The sequence below is a fragment of the Chroogloeocystis siderophila 5.2 s.c.1 genome, assembly GCF_001904655.1.
GTDB lineage: Bacteria > Cyanobacteriota > Cyanobacteriia > Cyanobacteriales > Chroococcidiopsidaceae > Chroogloeocystis > Chroogloeocystis siderophila.
Genome location: NZ_MRCC01000005.1, coordinates 153,607 through 171,473, shown reverse-complemented (window position 1 = coordinate 171,473; position 17,867 = coordinate 153,607). Strand labels below are relative to the sequence as shown.

Sequence of the window (17,867 nt, the reverse complement as noted above, 5' to 3'; positions counted from 1 at the left end):
CTGATAAATCCCGATTAGCAATTACCCATTACCAATACGTGACATTTATTTTCACCCACTTAACTTAATCAGCTTTTAGTGTCTGAAGTACGCGCCAACAAAAACTGATAGACAAAGTATAGTAGCACCGCCAAAAATGCCAAGCTAATGACAGCAGCAACAAGTTTGAGGACTGCACGCAAGACGGCAAGCCCGATGACCAGTCCGACAGCGACGACAATCAGTTTCCCGATATTCGATAAGCCACTAAACCAGTTGACAAAACGATACAGCACCCTAGGTATAACTGAAGCGCGATCAGTTAGCGATGCGGGTGGTTGCGGTTCGACAACAACAGGCGGTGAGGTAGGAGAATTTAATTCTGCCTCCAGTTGTTGCAGTCGTTGTTCTAATTCCTGCTCAGGTTGAGAGTTCATGTTAATTTCCGCTGCACTGTTTGCATGATGTTAAACGAAAGCGCTTGCTTCGGCAAACTATCATGTTTTAGCGACATCTTAGCGGATATTAAGCTTTTACATACTACGATTGCCGCAAAAAAGCAAATTAATTTCACATGAACAATATAGATGCTATAGCAGTGAACAGAGTGTGGGAAGTGTGGGAAGGCTTTGTCAACTGTCAACTATCAACGCGCGCGGGAAGTGTCAAACCATGTCCTAAGCATCGCTGCAATTGCTATATTTGGCTACTTCAGAAAGTGGCATACATCGTTCGATAATCGATTTTTTGCCTTTGTAGAATGAAGTAACAAAAGGAACTAGGGTAAATACCCAATCTTCTTAAAAATCACGCTCAATTGCGTGGAAACAGTCGGAGCAAAATTAAGATGAAGATGCGCATGAATTGGCTGGTTGTTCCCACAGCGTTAGTCGCTAATTTAATTCTCACCACTGCTGCACTAGCTGATGCACCTGTCATCAAAATTGCGCCCAACTTTCAACCAGATCCGATTGTTGTGCAAGGAACTTCTGGCGGCGCGAAAAATAGTAATTGCGGCAACATTTCTGGGACACCCAGTCAAGTTATCCAGGTAACACAACCACTACCGTACTTACAACTACAAGTAAAAACCGAAGGGCAACCAACACTACTGATTGAGGGACCAGGAGGGCGCTTTTGCGTACTCGCCGACCAGTTTTCTGGCGGAAGCGCTCAAATCTCTGGCTTTTGGCAACCAGGAAGATACTCGCTGTACATTGGTGAAAGATCGCCAGCAAGACATCCTTACACGTTATCGATCTCGCACACAAAAAAATAATTGCTATCAATTGAGGTGCGATCGCGTTGTTACTCAATCTTCAACCCGTTGACTTTTAACTTCAACTGCTTGGACTTCAATTGTCCCAGGTGGTGTCAAGCGGTGAAAATGACCTTGCTCAATTTTCAGTGGTTCACCGCAATTAGGACACTGTAACTCGGTTTTGTTTAACCCTGTAAACTCATAACGACATACAGGACACTTATCTTGAATTAAGTTACGCTCAAGCCACCAACGAAAACCGACAAAGGCAATAACGGGTGCAAGCAGCAATAGCCCAAATAAAATTAAAAACGAATTAACTAACCAGCCCAATCCCACTGCACCTAACAGCCAAATCACTGCAAAAATAGCAAGCCAACGGGCTAAGTTCCCTAGAGTAAATTGTAGTGATGAATTCAATCGCATTTTTTTATCCGGCTCTGCCTCTAGGATAGCTAGTTCTGGCAAATGATCAACGGTAGGTTTTCCAGAGTATGAATCACAGATGCGCTTCGATCCCCTTCGGGGCTACCTCAATGAAGTGTGCGCAGCAGTACACTATAGGACAAGGTAGGTCTTACCCGTCTAGTCCACAAAGGTGAACTTTGTTCGTCTAGTAGCGAATTTATTCGTAAGCTCTCTATTTAAGCTACAACAAAGAACGCCTGTAAATGTTTCTTGCACAGTACCTCAGTACTTAAGAAGAAACCTACAGGCGTCATGAGCGCGATCGCTCGGCTAGATTAGAACAATCCTAGTGTAAAAGACTTATCAATAGGGAATGTCGCACCAATTCCGAGCCAAAGCGTCACTAAAGTACCAATCATGAATACTGTGGTTGCAACTGGACGACGGAAGGGATTTTGAAATTTGTTTACATTCTCAATAAACGGTACCAGGATCAAGCCCAATGGTACAGCTGCCATTGCTAGCACGCCTAGTAGTTTATTTGGCACCGAGCGGAGAATCTGGAATACAGGGTACAAATACCACTCAGGTAAAATTTCTAGCGGTGTTGCAAATGGGTTTGCTGGTTCGCCTACCATTGCTGGGTCTAAAACCGCAAGCGCAACAATGCAAGCACCAGTCCCTAAGATCACGACAGGGAAGATGTAGAGTAGGTCATTAGGCCAAGCAGGTTCGCCATAGTAGTTATGGCCCATGCCCTTGGCTAGTTTTTCGCGCAATTTTGGATCGCTTAGATCCGGTTTTTTCAATGTTCCCATTGTTAAGAGTGCTCTCCTTTATCGGTGAGTCAAATAACTTATTTTAGATTTTGCACCTAGGCAGCGGCAAACTTAATGCTTACCGCTTGCTTAGCGCTACGATTACAACGGACCAGAAATACCTTGCTTACGAATCATGATAAAGTGCAGCAGCATGAAGACCGCAGTCAACCACGGCAGCACGAACGTGTGGGCGCTGTAGTAACGAGTCAAGGTTGCTTGACCGACACTCGAACCGCCACGCAACATATCAGAAATCAAGGTTCCGACAACTGGAATCGCTTCGGGTACACCGCTAACGATCTTTACCGCCCAGTATCCAATTTGATCCCAAGGTAAAGAGTAACCAGTTACACCAAATGAAACCGTCAGCACCGCCAGAACGACACCTGTTACCCAAGTGAGTTCTCTAGGCTTTTTAAAACCACCAGTAAGGTAAACGCGGAAAATGTGCAGGATCATGATCAGAACCATCATACTGGCAGACCAGCGGTGAACCGAGCGGATCAGCCAGCCGAAGTTAACATCGGTCATGAGTGCCTGTACAGAGGTGTAAGCTTCCGCCACTGTTGGCTTGTAATAAAATGTCATCGCGAATCCAGTAGCAAACTGGATTAAAAAGCAAGTTAACGTCATCCCGCCGAAGCAGTAGAAGATATTAACGTGGGGAGGGACGTACTTGCTGGTAACGTCTTCAGCAAGTGCCTCAATTTCTAGACGTTCTTCAAACCAATTGTAAAGTTTTGAGTCGGTTACCTGCTTGGAAAACATGAAGCAAGAGTTCCTAAAAATAGATTGCGGTTGATAAAACTCCCAGTCTTAAACAAGAAAGGAGAGGCTGTGTCATGATTTGGCAATTACTGGAAATCCAGTTTGTTGTCAAATAAGCGCAACTGAGAGCAGTTGCAGGTGCTTTGTACTTTCCCCAATGAGGGTCAGCAGATAGGTTTGACTGCACTCGTACTATAAAAAAAGTAACATAATCGAGAGAAGGATTTCATAATTCGGGGCGGCAACCAAGGTTAGATACGTGTGATGTATAAAAAAGTATTTCAGATTGGGCTATTAGCAATTTTGCCAATTTTGCTAGCTGTAACTTGTTGGGTACAACCAGCAGCTGCATTGACCGAAGAACAAAAGTTAGTATCTGAAGCTTGGCGAATCGTTAATCGCGTGTATCTGGATGACACTTTTAATCATCAAAACTGGTCAAAACTGCGGCTGAATACAATTAAGCAGCCTTTCAAAGACCGCGAAGCGGCGTATGAAGCGATCCAAAAAATGCTTGCAACCTTAGACGATCCGTTCACGCGATTTTTGAAACCAGAGCAGTACCGTAGTTTACAGGTAAATACGTCGGGCGAATTAACCGGAGTTGGCTTACAAATTGCGCTGGAGCCAAAAACCGGACAGTTAGAAGTTGTCGCGCCGATCGCTGGTTCTCCAGCAGAAAAAGCGGGAATTCGTCCCCACGATCGCATCCTCGCGATTGATGGCGTTTCAACCACTGAACTAACCTTAGACGAATCCGCAGCCCGAATGCGCGGTCCTGCGGGGAGTAAAGTTTCTTTAGTACTGCAACGCGCGCCAGCCCAAGAAAGTACCGAAATTCAACTTGTGCGATCGCGGATTGAATTAAATCCTGTTGTCGCCGAGTTACGTCAAGTTACAGACGACCTTAAAATTGGTTATCTTCGCTTAACACAATTTAATGCGAATGCAACAGCAGAACTTGCTCATGCGATCACCAATCTCGAAAATCAAGGCGCAAATGCTTATATTCTCGATCTCCGTAACAATCCAGGCGGCTTGCTGCAAGCAGGCATTGAAATTGCGCGTTTATGGTTAGACGAAGGCACAATTGTGTACACCGTTAACCGTCAAGGCATCCAAGGCAGCTTTGAAGCGTTTGACTCAGCAATCACACAAGATCCACTCGTCGTTTTAGTCAATCAAGGAACCGCGAGTGCAAGTGAAATTTTAGCAGGTGCGCTACAAGACAACGGACGTGCTCAAGTTATCGGCGAAACAACTTTTGGTAAAGGATTGATTCAGTCACTATTTAACCTATCCGATGGTTCAGGTTTAGCGGTGACTGTGGCTAAATATGAAACTCCACAGCATCGCGATATCAATAAATTGGGTATTACTCCTGACTTGGTTGTTTCACAAGAACCGATTACCCCCGAAAAAATGGCAACCGAGGCAGATCGGCAGTATTTAGCTGCAATAGAACAGTTTGCGACACATTCAGTTTTAGCAGGCAAGTCTTGAACTAGGGGTGAGGAGTGAGGAGTGAGGAGTAAGGAGTGAGTTTTGAATCCTCAAGAGTTTTGTTCGCTAAGAAAGGTACCAGAGGCATTCATTAAAAGCATTTTCTTACCTCATAACTCAACACTCTCTTAAAGTGGGGCTTGAAACTGCACCAATGCTGCTAAATCCAAAGCCGCTAAATGCTGATATGCCTGGTCAATGACTTTCTTACCCCGAAGAAAGCCAGTATTCGCACCAGGACAAATATACTGGAGTGTTTCTGGAGTAAAACGCTGTAAAAGTTTCTCTACGCTGTTGATTTGGCGTCGCCAGTGAAAAGTTTTGGCGGTGCGTAGCGGCGTTGGCTCACCTTGTTGATTTGGTAGCAAATGGCGACCAGAAAACAAAATACCACCGCGACGCTGGTAGTAAAGGCACGCTGAACCAGGCGAATGTCCTGGTGTCCAAATACCTTGTGTCGTTGGGCTGAGTGATATTTCGTGTTGAAACGATGTCAATTGAACTTTTGGAAGTAAATAAGCTTCCTGTTCTTGAATCACAACTTCACAATTCAAAAAAGTTTGAATTTCTTTGACGGATTTGCTAATAGCACCTCGGTGCGTGAGAAACAGCCACTTCACTCCCAAGAGGGATTGCAAAAATTGTTGAATATCTTCATTCCAAGGCGGACAATCGATCAGGATATTCCCATCGTTTTCTACAATAAGATAAGCGGTTCCTCCTAAAGTGTCCCGATTAGGTGGAAAAGCAAAGATGTGGTTCCAAATAGCCTGTGGTGGTTTGGAGCGACTCGCCTGCTGAGGCAACGTGTTTTGAGCATTATGATTAGCAAGCTGTTCGGGATTTTGTGTCATTAGGCAGCGATCGGGGTTAACAACTTTGTTAGAAATATCGGCTTTTAGGGAAAAAAGGTGTGGAGGTCTACTTGATTAAAGGAGCGAGGGATTAGGGGCGGGGAGCGAGGGAAGAATAACTAGTTTATCTTTAGCTCTAAAAGTGGTTTCTAGCCTCTCGATTCTTTTAACTAACGCAAATAGAACAAGTTGGACCAATTTTTAAACTAACTAAAATCAGCATGAACTTTTGGCTTCTCCTCCTCCTGGGAATTTTTACATACTTGATTGTGCAGCGCAGCGTGACGCGAATTACACGCACACCAGTGTGGATTTTATGGCTGGTTCTCATGACACCGGCGTTCATCTGGAGCGCTTGGACAGCTAGCGCCGGTTCAAATCAATCGATTCCATTACCGTTGGTTATTGGACCATTTATTATTTGCCCAATTTTGTATTGGTTGCTCATCCAGTGGGGGCGTAGAGACGCAAATTCCGCCTCAGCACCGCCAAATGAATCTTCTGAAATCAAACCTGCAATCGCACAAAAAGCCGAACCCACACCACCAGTACGACCGATTGACTCTTCTGAAGAGAAGCAGTTGCGCGATTGTTTTCCTTGGTCGATATTTTACATTCATAATATCGAGTATCGTCCCCAAGCGGTGATTTGCTACGGACAGTTGCGAACGACGCCAACCGCTGCTTACCAACGAATTAAAGAAAATATTCAAGCTCAATTTGGCGATCGCTTCCAACTAATCTTACAAGAAGGTTTAAACGGCAAACCATTTTTTGCCTTAGTCCCCAACCCTCAAGCACGGGCAAATCGCGCTCAACAAAAATTAACTCGACCTGTTCTCGCGCTAGGACTATTACTAGCAACGCTTTTGACAACAACCATCGTCGGCGTAGAAATTGCCGGTGCTAATATTACAACTCTTAGTTCAGATCCTAGTGTTTTGTTGCAAGGCCTGCCGTATTCCCTCGCGTTAATGACAATTTTAGGAATTCACGAACTAGGACACTATAGCGCAGCACGATACTACAAAATTCGCGCCACATTGCCTTACTTTATTCCCGTGCCGTTTTTCTTGGGAACTTTTGGGGCGTTTATTCAAATGCGTAGTCCAGTTCCCAATCGTAAAGCATTATTTGATGTCAGTATTGCCGGTCCCCTTGCGGGGTTTATTGCGACGATTCCCTTTTTGGTATGGGGTTTAGCGAATTCTACTATCGTACCGCTGCCAGAGCAACCAAGTTTATTCGACCCCAGTGCATTAAACCCAAATTACTCATTGTTACTCGCGCTATTGAGTAAACTAATGTTGGGCGCTCAACTAACGGCTAACACTGCGATCAACCTCCATCCCGTAGCGTTTGCTGGATTTTTGGGACTCGTCGTTACTGCACTAAACTTAATGCCTGTAGGGCAACTTGATGGCGGGCATATCGTTCATGCTATGTTTGGACAACGCAGAGCAATCGTTGTTAGTCAGATTGCGCGATTTTTGGTACTGGCGCTCGCTTTACTACAGCCAGGATTTTTGCTATGGGCAATTATTTTATTCTTTATGCCCATCTACGATGAACCTGCATTAAACGATGTTACCGAACTTGATAATTTACGTGACTTCTTCGGTCTACTTGCTTTGGCTGTGTTGGTTGTGATTGTTTTGCCAGTCCCGAATGCGATCGCGCAGTTGTTGCAAATTGGTTAGATACGGTAATGGGTAATCGGTCATTGGCAAAGCGAGTCAAGAAAATTGGAGGGATTAATGCAAGAACCTATTCATGTTATAGGTGGAGGAATTGCAGGTACAGAAGCTGCCTGGCAAATTGCCGTTTGGGGAGTGCCTGTAATTTTACATGAAATGCGCCCGACAAGGTTTAGTCCAGCACATCACTCGCAAGAGTTAGCTGAGTTGGTTTGTAGCAATTCTTTTGGGGCGCAAGCAAGCGATCGCGCCGCTGGTTTATTGCACGAAGAACTACGCCGTTTGGGTTCGGTTGTGATTTCAAAAGCCGACGAACACGCAGTTCCTGCGGGTGGCGCATTAGCGGTGGATAGAGGACGCTTTAGCCATGATTTAACCGAAACTTTGGCAAATCACCCCTTGATTGAATTGCGGCGTCAAGAAGTACCAGAAATTCCGCAATCGGGCGTTGTTGTCCTCGCAACTGGTCCTTTGACGAGTCCTGCTTTAGCTGAAGCGTTGCGGCGCTTCACTGGGATGGAATACCTCAGCTTTTTTGATGCTGCTAGTCCAATTGTGGTTGGTGAGTCAATTAATCGCGACGTTGCGTTTCTAGCTTCGCGTTACGACAAAGGCGATGCGGCATATCTCAATTGTCCGATGAATCGTGAGCAGTATTTGCGATTTTGGCAAGAACTATGTACAGCAGAACAAACTGAACTGAAAGACTTTGAACGCGAAACCGCGAAGTTTTTTGAAGCGTGTTTACCTATTGAGGAATTAGCGCGGCGTGGCGAAGATACTATGCGTTATGGTCCCCTCAAGCCTGTAGGATTATTTGACGCACGTCAGGGAGATTTCCGCGCCCCAGAAAATCAATCGAAGCGTCCTTATGCTGTGGTGCAACTGCGTCAAGAAGATAAGGCAGGTAAACTGTGGAACATGGTAGGATTCCAAACAAATCTTCGTTGGGGCGAACAAAAACGCATATTTCAGTTGATTCCTGGTTTAGAAAATGCAGAATTTGTGCGGCTGGGTGTGATGCACCGCAATACTTTTATCAACGCCCCAGAGTTACTATTATCTACTTTGCAGTTTAAACACCGTGCGACTTTACTTGCTGCGGGACAGTTAATTGGTACAGAAGGTTACACCGCTGCTGCTGCTGGTGGTTGGTTAGCCGGAACAAATGCGGCGCGGTTGGCATTGGGTAAAGAACCGTTAAGATTACCGCCAACAACGATGATGGGGGCTTTGTTTGAGTTTATTAGTTCTGCATCACCGAAGCATTTTCAGCCAATGCCTCCCAATTTTGGGATTTTACCAGATTTAGCCGAGAGAATTAGAAATAAGCAACAAAGGTACGGAATGTATCGCGATCGCGCTTTAAATGACCTGAATTGCTGGCAGGTAGAAAATATAGTATCTAACACAATTCAAGTCGCTGTTTAAATATTATCGTTGTGAATCTTAGACGCTCTCTGACTTTAGTCAGGGGCTATTTAAGCGAAGTGTACCTTCGTACACTATAAACAAGAATTTTAGCGGTCATTCCACGAAGGTGGACTTTGTTTGTGTAGCAGCGAATTTATTCGCCTAGATCTGGAATTAATCATTCCAGTTTTTTATTGAAAGTTTTAAATTTAAATTACCTTTTTAAATAATCTTTTTTAGCTTTTACACCTTATAATATAAAGCCATGGATGAAATAGATATGAAAATCGTTGAGCAACTTATGGCTCAAGGTAGAATCACTTGGTCTGAACTTGCAGGAATTTTGGAACTGTCAGCCCCAGCGACAGCGGATAGAGTGCGTCGTCTTGAAGGTGGAGTTATTAAAGGCTATACAGCCATAGTTGACTCAGAAGCGATTGGTTATAGTCTGACTGCTTTTATTGCTGTCACCTTAGAACGCCCAGAACATCGAAGTGCTTTTTTGCAAAGAGTCAACGACTTACCACAAGTACAAGAATGCCATCATGTCACTGGAGATGACGATTACTTACTTAAGGTACGCTGTCGCAATACTAAAGATTTAGAACGGTTGATTAGTGAATCACTCAAAGAATTACCAGGAATTGTGAGAACCCGCACTACGGTAGTTTTATCCACACTCAAAGAAACCGCAGCAATGCCTTTACCGCCAAATAATTCTATACACTAATGAATATCAGCTTTTTGCTGCAAGGTATTATTCTAGGCTTTTCGATTGCAGCACCAGTAGGACCAATTGGTGTACTGTGTATCCGACGCACTCTTGCACATGGGCGTACTGCGGGTTTGATTTCGGGTTTGGGTGCGGCGACGGCTGATGCTTTTTATGGTTGTATTGCTGGTTTTGGATTAACTCTAGTTTCCAATTTTTTAGTCAATCAGCAGTTATGGATTCGTGTAATTGGGGGAATTTTTCTCTTTTATCTCGGTATTAAAATATTCTTGAGTAAACCAGCAGAAGTTTCTGCTTCGGTTAAAAGTAATAGTCTATTTGGTAGTTATAGTTCTACATTGTTTCTGACATTAACTAATCCTGCAACAATTCTTTCATTCGCGGCAATTTTTGCGGGGTTGGGAGTGTTAGAAGGAAGTTATTTTGATGCAATAATTTTAGTGATAGGTGTGTTTGTTGGTTCAACTTTATGGTGGTTGTTTCTCAGTTTTGGAATTGATGTTGTGCGAATGCGCTTTTCTCAACGCGGTTTTGTCTGGATTAACAGAATTTCAGGAATGATTCTTGTAATGTTTGGTGCGATCGCCTTGGGAGGTGGGCTGTTCTCGTTATAATTTAGTTTGTGATACCAAATAATGCTATCACGTTATAGTTCCATAAAACGGAAGAACGAGAATCTTTGACTGTGCGTTTTCCAGTAGGATTACTTACTTAGTTGAAATTGCACAAGTCGCAAGACGAGTCTTTGAATGATGTGGTGATTAAAGCTCTGGAGCGAGAGATAAGGTACCGTAAAGGTTTAGCCGCGCATCATAGGATTGGTGCTAGACGCGAAAGCATAAGGCGAAGAACAGGAACTCAACAAAAATCTTAATTCGTCAGCTTAGAGAAGGCGACGGACGAGATAACTAAAGCTTTGTGTTTAGATAGTAGTGTTCTTATTCAGTAGCTTGTTCCAGAAGAACTACAACCCCAAGCGGAAGCTCTTGTCTTATTAAACAGTTAGCAAAAAGCCGTCCTCCCTATGTCAGAGAACTAGGAACGTAGATGGGTAAAGTTTTTAAGAGCGATCGCATTCATTTAGGTTCATACATATCTTCAGAGGGAATAGGAAAAGTTTTTTGACTAATATTGATATTTTCATATCCTGCTTTTTGAAAAAATCTATTGACAGAGTATCGTTGATTTAACCAACTTTGATATTCTTGCGAACTTAATTTAGCCCCAGATTTAGTGTTAGTGATTGAATTTAGTAAACGACTGGCAGCTTCGTTGTCAGATTTTTTAAGCATTTTGTATAAATCAGGATGAAATTGCTCTAAATTTTGTAAAATGCCTGCTTCAAAATAGCTATAGATAGCTAACAACCAAAATAATTTGACAACACTAGCTGGATATCTCAATTTCTCTGCTTGATACTCCGCTACTTCCCCTGAGTTAACTTTAATGAGACTAATTGATAAGTTTTCTGTTGATAAATTCTTGCTTCTAATAAAACTAACAACTCTGTCTACAACCTTTTGTAATTCTTGGCTACTTTGCAAGCTGGAAGGATAAAACTTATAGAAGTTTTCTTGGCTTAAGTGGTTGCCTTGCGTTGCAAACTCAGAAGAATAAAGAGAAGGTTGAGTTATAGGACTAATAATACTTGGTGTAGGTGATACAAGTGAGGTTACTTGAGGTAAGGGAAAAACTACATCATTTTCTTGAGATAAACTCTTAGAATTATCTAACAAGTGTTTATCCTTAAATTGTATTAATAACACTCCTAAAATAGCAAATACACTAGCTACAAATGTGGTAATTATTAAGAAGCAGATTTGATATATTAAGGAAGGATTTAGATCTAAATCTTTCCTTCTTATTCCTGATTGTTTATTCACAGAATTAAGTGTTTTTTTATATTGAATAAAAACTAAATTTATCTTCTTGGGATAGTTCTAACTGTGTGATAATCTGCAATTTTCCACTGTCCATTCACCGATTGGAGGTTGTATCGGACCAATCTTGTATCAAAAGCACTACCGTTGCGATCTATTCTGGCACTACTGCCATATAGAGTACGTTGTTCAGTGACTATTAACTCAATAGTTGCTTGACTACCACTTGCGGCAAAGCTTTCAATAGAATCAATACTTTGTATGCCATAGGTATAGTAAGAACCATTATTTTCTAACCATTCTGAGGAACTTTCTTTACCATCTGCTCTACTAATATTGTCGTGATAAGCTTTATCTGTTAGTATTTCATCACCTAAATATCGCTCGTAAGGTGGTGCAAATAATCGGCGTTTGTATTCCAGCCATCTATATAATTAGTGCTACTGCTTCTTGTTGGGAAATTGATGATGGCGGTGGAGAATAAGAAACTTGATTTTGATTAGAAACTTCTTGTTCAACTGATACTAGACTTGAAATTAATGGTGCTTCCTCGATTGTTCTAATGCTAGGTTCAACTGAAGATGAAGTTTCTAGCGATGGCGAGGGTTCTTGTTGTGCTACTGGTTGTGGTGGTGATGCTTGAATATATTGTGGTTGCTGTCTTGTTAAAAGCAAACCAACAAAAAGAAATACTCCAATTATGCTGCCAGTAAGAACTGCTTTTTGCCATTCTGGCAAACTAGCTTTTGTATTTTGAGCTAGCTGTTGAGGTAAAGTAGTTGCAGGTATAGAGCTACTGAGAGACTGTGAAATTGATGGTATTGATGGCAATTTTGTAGTGTTCTGACTAGCTGTAGATACACGAGAAATTCCTAAAACCGTAGGTACTGAAGCTGTACTAGGATTACCAGGAAAAATATCGACGCCAAGCGTTGCTTTTCTCTCACACCAGTAGCACTTTCCATAACTACGACTATAGTGATGACTGTCGAGTGTGTTGCAGGCGGCTAAATCATTAACTGCAACTATAAGCGCATTGTGCCAATCTTCAGCAGTGGGGCGCAGGTGAGGCGCAGTGTGTCCATCGTTAAAGCATTGTAGAAAGCAGCGTTTGATTTCTGGATGAACAACATCAAGGGGAATTGTGTTTAAATTGCCAAAGGGCGATCGCTTCCCAACACAATTAATTTGATCGCACTTCCAGCCGCGAGAAATGCTATGCTTTTATAAAGATAAGGGCATGTAGCTCAGTGGATAGAGCATCAGATTCCGGTTCTGAGGGTCGGGGGTTCGAATCCCTCCATGCTCGTAGATCGCTCAAGTTTCAATTGCAACGAGCAATTCTCGATATACTCGTTTGAGATCTGCGAGTTGATAATGGGCATTTAACCCACTAGGGTTAGGTAATACCCACACGATCGCACTATGTAAAGACTCATCCTGTTTCCCCATGACAGCCTTGGGACGATAAAATGCAGTGCGATAAGCACTAATACCCAAGATGGCGAGAAATCGCGGTTGATACTGCTGTACTTTTGCGCTTAACTGTTGTTGACCTTGAATGAGTTCTTCAGGTGCTAATTGATCGGCTCGTGCGGTTGCGCGATCGACAATGTTGGTTAAACCATAGCCAAATTGCAGCAAGTCGCGATCTTCAAAGGGAGAGAGTAATCGATTTGTAAAACCTGCATTGTGTAGCGATCGCCAAAAGCGATTTCCTGGGCGTGCAAAGTGATGTCCCACAGCAGCACTATAGACGCTAGGATTGATACCACAGAACAAAACACGCAAATTCGGGGCAATAATATCTGAAACCGTCTTCCCCGTTGCGGCAATAATTTCTTCTGATGTGGGTTTGCGCTGCACAATTTATCCATCAAGATACTTTTTTCGCGGCTTAATCGCAGTGATATTATAAAGGTCGATTGCTTTCTACTAATAATGCATCGTATCTTTAATCCTGGCATTGCCCCACCTGTACAAACTTCTGAACCTGCTTGGTGGTTTGCTTTTGTCGGCAATCAGCTGCTAGTTCGCCAGGAAGAAACTATTGGTCATGTACCTTATCTCATTAGCTTAGAAGAAATTGGCTTAACGCCTGTACGCACGCAATTTCTCGGAACATTAGACGATCAACCGTGTTATTCAGCCGAATTACCTAAAGATACGCTCCTGCCTGATGGAATGTCTTTGTGTGGACTGCGTGAATTATACGGCATATTAGACGAAGACTTATTTATGCTCAGTGGTCGGGCAATTCAAATCGTTGAATGGGACCGCACTCATTTGTATTGCGGACACTGCGCGACGCCAATGACACAACTACCGCACGAACGTGCTAAACGTTGTCCTAGCTGTGGATTAGTCAATTATCCACGTCTTTCACCCGCAATTATTGTCCTTGTCTCGCGTGGTGAAGAGTTATTGCTAGCCCGCGCGCATCGATTTCCCCCAGGAATGTACAGTATACTCGCTGGCTTTGTGGAACCAGGAGAATCTTTAGAAGAAACTGTAGTGCGGGAAGTGCGTGAAGAAGTTGGCATTGAGATTACAGATATTCGCTATTTTGGCTCACAACCGTGGCCTTTTCCTAATTCTTTAATGATTGGATTTACTGCGACTTATGCAGATGGTGATATCACAATTGAACCGCAAGAGTTAGTCGATGCTGGCTGGTTTCACAAACACAATCTGCCAAAGCTTCCACCACCGTTAAGTATTGCTCGAAAACTGATCGACTGGTTTATCGCGACACACTGAGGTAGTTTATAGGGTGGTAATTGTTGCTATTCATTACGCATGAACTCGTTAGACTGGTTACTAGTGGATAAGCTGTGACCAATGACTATTTTTACGCTGCGATCGCTCAAAAAAGACTTTGGTATCAAAGAAATTTTTAAAGATGCCAGTTTTAGCCTTGAAGAAGGTGATAAAGTTGGGCTAATTGGCACCAATGGTTCTGGCAAATCAACGCTACTGAAAATGATTGCTGGCTTAGAATCAATCGACAGCGGGGAAATTTGGGTCAATTCAGGAGCAAAAATCGTTTATCTACCCCAACAGCCAGAGTTAGACGAAAGTCACACCGTTTTAGAACAAGTCTTTGCGGATAGTGGCGAACAAGTGGCGTTGGTGCGCGAGTATGAGGCACTATCTGAACAACTTACACACCAGCAAGGCGATACCGAAAAGCTAATAGCGCGCCTTTCTAACTTGTCGCAACAAATGGAAGCAGCAGGGGCGTGGGATCTCGAAACGAATGCTAAAATCATTCTCACAAAGCTGGGTATTCAAGACTTTGATGCCAAAATTGGCAATTTATCTGGTGGTTATCGCAAACGCATTGCACTTGCGGCGGCGCTGTTGTCAGAACCTGATGTGTTACTGATGGATGAACCGACAAACCACTTGGATGCATTATCTGTGGAGTGGTTGCAAAGTTATTTGAATCGCTATCGGGGTGCATTACTACTCATTACACATGATCGCTACTTTTTAGATCGCGTCACCAATCGCATTCTCGAAATTGATCGCGGCGATCTCTACGCCTATGCAGGTAATTACACTTACTACTTAGAGAAAAAAGCTGAAGCCGAAGAAACCGCAGCCAGTAGCCAACGCAAACACGTAGGAGTATTGCGGCGCGAACTCGAATGGCTAAAAAGAGGACCAAAAGCGCGTAGTACCAAGCAAAAAGCGCGGATTGACCGCATTCGGGAAATGCAAGCGCAGGAATTTAAACAAGCGCAAGGTAAAGTTGAGATTTCTACCGCCAGTCGTCGAATTGGTAAGAAAGTTATTGAGCTAACAAACATCAGTAAATCTTATAACGAGCGGACAATCATTCATGACTTTACTTATACTTTTAATCCCGAAGATCGCATTGGAATTATTGGTAGTAATGGAGCCGGTAAGTCTACACTGATGGATATTATTACCGGACGCGTGCAACCTGACGCAGGAACGGTAGACATTGGCTCGACAATTCACATTGGTTATTTCGATCAGCACTCGGAGGATGTCACCGTCAACGAAAATCAACGAGTCATCGAATACCTCAAAAGCGTTGCGGAACTTGTCAAAACAGCCGATGGTAGTGTTATCACTGCATCGCAAATGTTAGAACGATTTCTCTTTCCGCCAAATCAACAGTATGCACCAATTCATAAACTTTCTGGTGGTGAAAAGCGGCGGTTGTTTCTCTTGCGCGTGCTGATGAGTGCGCCGAATGTTCTGATTTTGGATGAACCGACAAACGATCTCGACGTGCAAACGCTGGCAGTTTTAGAAGAATATCTTGAAGATTTTAACGGTTGTGTGATTGTCGTCTCGCACGATCGCTATTTTCTCGATCGCACGGTTGATACGATTTTCGCCTTTGAGCCTGGCGGTAACTTACGGCAATATCCTGGTAACTACTCGGTGTATCTAGACTATAAAGCAGAAGAGGAGCAGGGGAGCAAGGAAGTAAAGCATAAGCAGGACATCAATTCAAAACCTGCATTTCAAGAACCAAAATCAGATAAGCCACGTAAGCTTTCGTTTAAAGAAAAGCGCGAGTATGAAACGCTAGAAACTCAAATTCCGCAGATGGAAGCAGAAAAGGAAGAACTTGAGAAAACTCTCTATAACAATCCTCCGAGTGGCTTTACCCAAATGCAAGAATTATCCGAACGCTTAGCACAACTTATTCAAGCAATTGATACTGCAACAGAGCGTTGGTTAGAACTTGCTGAACGTGAAAATTAAATAGCCTAGCGCATAAATATCGCGGCTTAATATCTGTCTCGTGGACTCTTTCAAAACCTGTGAAGATAGGTTTTGTTGATGTAGCTGCGGTTTCAACCGCTAAGCTTTTATCCGTCTATCGTAGCAATTGAAGAGATGCTTAGGGAATGGTAAAAGGTCAATTTTATTGCTAATTAACCCTGTCTGAACCGTAAGTCTGCGCTGCGGCGCGTCCTCTAAACCCTGCTATATCACGAACCGGCGCTATCTTGAAAACCTTTAACAATGCGCGATAATTCAGCTTTTTCATCGGTGCTAACACGCGTTGGAGAACCACTGATAATACCTTCGTAATGGCGGAAGGAATCACTAATTTCAGGTCCATCAGCGCTAATAATATACTCACGAATTCCTTTATCGTGCCAAGAACCGCGCATTTTAAACACGTTGATTGCCCGTGACATTTCACCACGAATTTCTACGTATTGCAGCATAATAATAGTGTCTGTAATCGTCGAAATATGCGAGTCAGTAATCGAATGCGAACCCATAAATTGATCGGTGGTGTTCGTAAAGAATCCGGTAATTTCTTCTTGCTTTGCATATCCAGTGACACCGATTACGAACTGACGAAACGCGTTATTACTAACTCCACGCGCTAAGGCGGAAAGCGAATCGATCGCAATCCGCGAGGGTTTGAATTGCGCAATTTCGGATTTAATACTTTGTAAGTGATCTTCTAAACCTGCGGATTCAGGATAAGCACAAATAATTTTGAGTAATCCTTGACGTTCTAAATCTTCAAAATCAATTCCCCACGAGTAAGCATTTCGCGATAGCTGCGCGCGCGATTCTTCATAAGCAAACAAGATCGCGCGATCACCGCTAAGACACGCATTTTGCAAAAACTTACTGACTAATAGAGTTTTTCCAGTTCCCGTTGCGCCAGTTGCGAGAATAATTGAATCTTTGAAGAAGCCACCGCCACACATTTCATCGAGTGTCTTGACACCTGAAGAAACGCGAATATTAGACGAGCGTTGCGTTAAGCGCATTGCTCCTAGTGGGAAAATACTAATTCCGCCTGTGGCGATCGTAAAAGGATATTCGCCTTTCATGTGCGATGAACCGCGCATTTTTAAAATTTCGATTGTGCGTCGTCGCCGTTCGCCTTCTAAAACATTGCGGACAACTACCACATTATCTGAAACAAATTCTTCGACGCCAAAGCGAGCGATCGCACCATATTCTTCGGTTCGCTCGGCTGTAATAATGTTTGTAATGCCAATTTGCTTCATGCGCGCAATTAGTCGAAAAATTTCGCGGCGCACTACCGAAGCCGCTTCGTATTGCTGAAAGAGTGCGGTAATTGAATCAATAGAAACTCTTTTAGCTCGGTATTTATTAATTGCATATTGCAGGCGCTCAATTAAAGCCGAAAGATCGAAATTACCAACAACCTCTTGCCCTTCAGGATCGGGTGTTGCATCTAAAATAAACAGTTTTCCTTCATTGATTAACTGTTGTAAATCCCAACCAAAACTACCGGCATTTTTGATAATATCAATGGGATCTTCTTCAAAAGTTACAAAAATTCCAGGTTCATCAAAATAAACGATACCATTATAAAGAAAGTGCATTGATAATAAAGTTTTACCCGTGCCAGACGTACCACTTACTAACGTTGTTCTTGCCAAGGGAAGTCCGCCGTGACTAATGTCATCAAATCCTTCGATCATTGTGCGGATTTTTTGCACGCCCTCTGGTAATTTGGTATTTTTTGAAATAACTTGATTACTAATATCATCCATTTTTTATTGCT

The 17,867-nt window shown here is 43.0% G+C and carries 18 protein-coding genes and 1 tRNA gene; 9 read left to right on the top strand and 10 right to left on the bottom strand.

The genetic code is table 11. From position 1 onward, the window contains the following. Positions 1–68 precede the first annotated feature (68 nt). Positions 69–416 carry a hypothetical protein gene (locus NIES1031_RS07355; RefSeq protein WP_073548811.1) on the bottom strand — a complete coding sequence of 116 codons (348 nt, stop codon included), beginning with the start codon at positions 414–416 and terminating at the stop codon, positions 69–71. Between the two features lie 422 nt (positions 417–838). Between NIES1031_RS07355 and NIES1031_RS07350 the strand changes: the two genes are divergently transcribed. Next, positions 839–1,258, top strand: a complete 420-nt coding sequence (locus NIES1031_RS07350; RefSeq protein WP_236738748.1) for a hypothetical protein — start codon at positions 839–841, stop codon at positions 1,256–1,258. A 33-nt stretch (positions 1,259–1,291) separates the two neighbouring features. Here NIES1031_RS07350 and NIES1031_RS07345 read toward each other — a convergent pair whose 3' ends face one another. From NIES1031_RS07345 to petB, 3 genes are all read right to left on the bottom strand, one after another. Beyond that, entirely contained in the window at positions 1,292–1,666 is a 375-nt protein-coding gene (locus NIES1031_RS07345; RefSeq protein ID WP_073548809.1) for a hypothetical protein, read from the bottom strand. Positions 1,667–1,983: 317 nt separating this feature from the next. Next, positions 1,984–2,466: a cytochrome b6-f complex subunit IV gene (gene petD, locus NIES1031_RS07340; RefSeq protein ID WP_015188919.1), complete on the bottom strand. Its 483-nt coding sequence runs from the start codon at positions 2,464–2,466 to the stop codon at positions 1,984–1,986. A gap of 102 nt (positions 2,467–2,568) precedes the next feature. Further along, positions 2,569–3,237, bottom strand: a complete 669-nt coding sequence (gene petB, locus NIES1031_RS07335; RefSeq protein WP_015188918.1) for a cytochrome b6 — start codon at positions 3,235–3,237, stop codon at positions 2,569–2,571. Between the two features lie 264 nt (positions 3,238–3,501). Between petB and ctpA the strand changes: the two genes are divergently transcribed. Further along, positions 3,502–4,740, top strand: a complete 1,239-nt coding sequence (ctpA, locus tag NIES1031_RS07330) for a carboxyl-terminal processing protease CtpA (RefSeq protein ID WP_073548808.1) — start codon at positions 3,502–3,504, stop codon at positions 4,738–4,740. 128 nt (positions 4,741–4,868) lie between these two features. Here the strand turns inward: ctpA and NIES1031_RS07325 are convergent, their stop codons facing one another. Further along, positions 4,869–5,594, bottom strand: coding sequence for an MBL fold metallo-hydrolase (locus NIES1031_RS07325; protein ID WP_073548807.1), 726 nt, complete (start codon positions 5,592–5,594; stop codon positions 4,869–4,871). Between the two features lie 221 nt (positions 5,595–5,815). Here NIES1031_RS07325 and NIES1031_RS07320 point away from each other — a divergent pair, with 221 nt between their 5' ends. From NIES1031_RS07320 to NIES1031_RS07305, 4 genes are all read left to right on the top strand, one after another. After that, the gene (locus NIES1031_RS07320) at positions 5,816–7,294 is read left to right on the top strand and encodes a site-2 protease family protein (RefSeq protein ID WP_073548806.1); all 1,479 of its coding nucleotides are present in this window, start codon (positions 5,816–5,818) and stop codon (positions 7,292–7,294) included. 57 nt (positions 7,295–7,351) lie between these two features. Beyond that, positions 7,352–8,722 carry an FADH(2)-oxidizing methylenetetrahydrofolate--tRNA-(uracil(54)-C(5))-methyltransferase TrmFO gene (gene trmFO, locus NIES1031_RS07315; RefSeq protein WP_073548805.1) on the top strand — a complete coding sequence of 457 codons (1,371 nt, stop codon included), beginning with the start codon at positions 7,352–7,354 and terminating at the stop codon, positions 8,720–8,722. A gap of 247 nt (positions 8,723–8,969) precedes the next feature. After that, positions 8,970–9,434, top strand: coding sequence for an Lrp/AsnC family transcriptional regulator (locus tag NIES1031_RS07310; RefSeq protein WP_073548804.1), 465 nt, complete (start codon positions 8,970–8,972; stop codon positions 9,432–9,434). After that, positions 9,434–10,051: a LysE family translocator gene (locus NIES1031_RS07305; protein ID WP_073548803.1), complete on the top strand. Its 618-nt coding sequence runs from the start codon at positions 9,434–9,436 to the stop codon at positions 10,049–10,051. The genes NIES1031_RS07310 and NIES1031_RS07305 overlap by 1 nt, the downstream gene beginning before the upstream one ends. Before the next feature lie 462 nt (positions 10,052–10,513). Here NIES1031_RS07305 and NIES1031_RS07295 read toward each other — a convergent pair whose 3' ends face one another. The 3 genes from NIES1031_RS07295 to NIES1031_RS07285 are packed head-to-tail and all read right to left on the bottom strand — an operon-like array spanning position 10,514 to position 12,148. Next, positions 10,514–11,320 carry a serine hydrolase gene (locus tag NIES1031_RS07295; protein ID WP_178378068.1) on the bottom strand — a complete coding sequence of 269 codons (807 nt, stop codon included), beginning with the start codon at positions 11,318–11,320 and terminating at the stop codon, positions 10,514–10,516. Between the two features lie 38 nt (positions 11,321–11,358). Beyond that, positions 11,359–11,739 (bottom strand): ARC6/PARC6 family protein, encoded by a 381-nt coding sequence (locus NIES1031_RS26320; protein ID WP_084544270.1) that lies wholly within the window; start codon positions 11,737–11,739, stop codon positions 11,359–11,361. A 4-nt stretch (positions 11,740–11,743) separates the two neighbouring features. After that, on the bottom strand, positions 11,744–12,148 hold the full coding sequence (locus tag NIES1031_RS07285) for a hypothetical protein (protein WP_073548802.1): 405 nt from the start codon (positions 12,146–12,148) through the stop codon (positions 11,744–11,746). 405 nt (positions 12,149–12,553) lie between these two features. Between NIES1031_RS07285 and NIES1031_RS07280 the strand changes: the two genes are divergently transcribed. After that, positions 12,554–12,626, top strand: a tRNA-Arg gene (locus NIES1031_RS07280). Positions 12,627–12,634: 8 nt separating this feature from the next. Here NIES1031_RS07280 and mug read toward each other — a convergent pair. Then, a complete protein-coding gene (mug, locus tag NIES1031_RS07275) occupies positions 12,635–13,183 on the bottom strand; it encodes a G/U mismatch-specific DNA glycosylase (RefSeq protein WP_084544269.1) in 549 nt (182 codons plus the stop codon). 75 nt (positions 13,184–13,258) lie between these two features. On the opposite strand from mug, the gene nudC reads away from it, so the two are divergent. Together nudC and NIES1031_RS07265 are read left to right on the top strand one after the other, a co-directional pair. Beyond that, entirely contained in the window at positions 13,259–14,077 is an 819-nt protein-coding gene (nudC, locus tag NIES1031_RS07270) for an NAD(+) diphosphatase (protein WP_073548801.1), read from the top strand. A gap of 81 nt (positions 14,078–14,158) precedes the next feature. Further along, positions 14,159–16,066, top strand: coding sequence for an ABC-F family ATP-binding cassette domain-containing protein (locus NIES1031_RS07265; protein WP_073548800.1), 1,908 nt, complete (start codon positions 14,159–14,161; stop codon positions 16,064–16,066). A 230-nt stretch (positions 16,067–16,296) separates the two neighbouring features. Here NIES1031_RS07265 and kaiC read toward each other — a convergent pair whose 3' ends face one another. After that, positions 16,297–17,856, bottom strand: coding sequence for a circadian clock protein KaiC (gene kaiC / locus NIES1031_RS07260; protein WP_073548799.1), 1,560 nt, complete (start codon positions 17,854–17,856; stop codon positions 16,297–16,299). Positions 17,857–17,867: the final 11 nt, after the last annotated feature.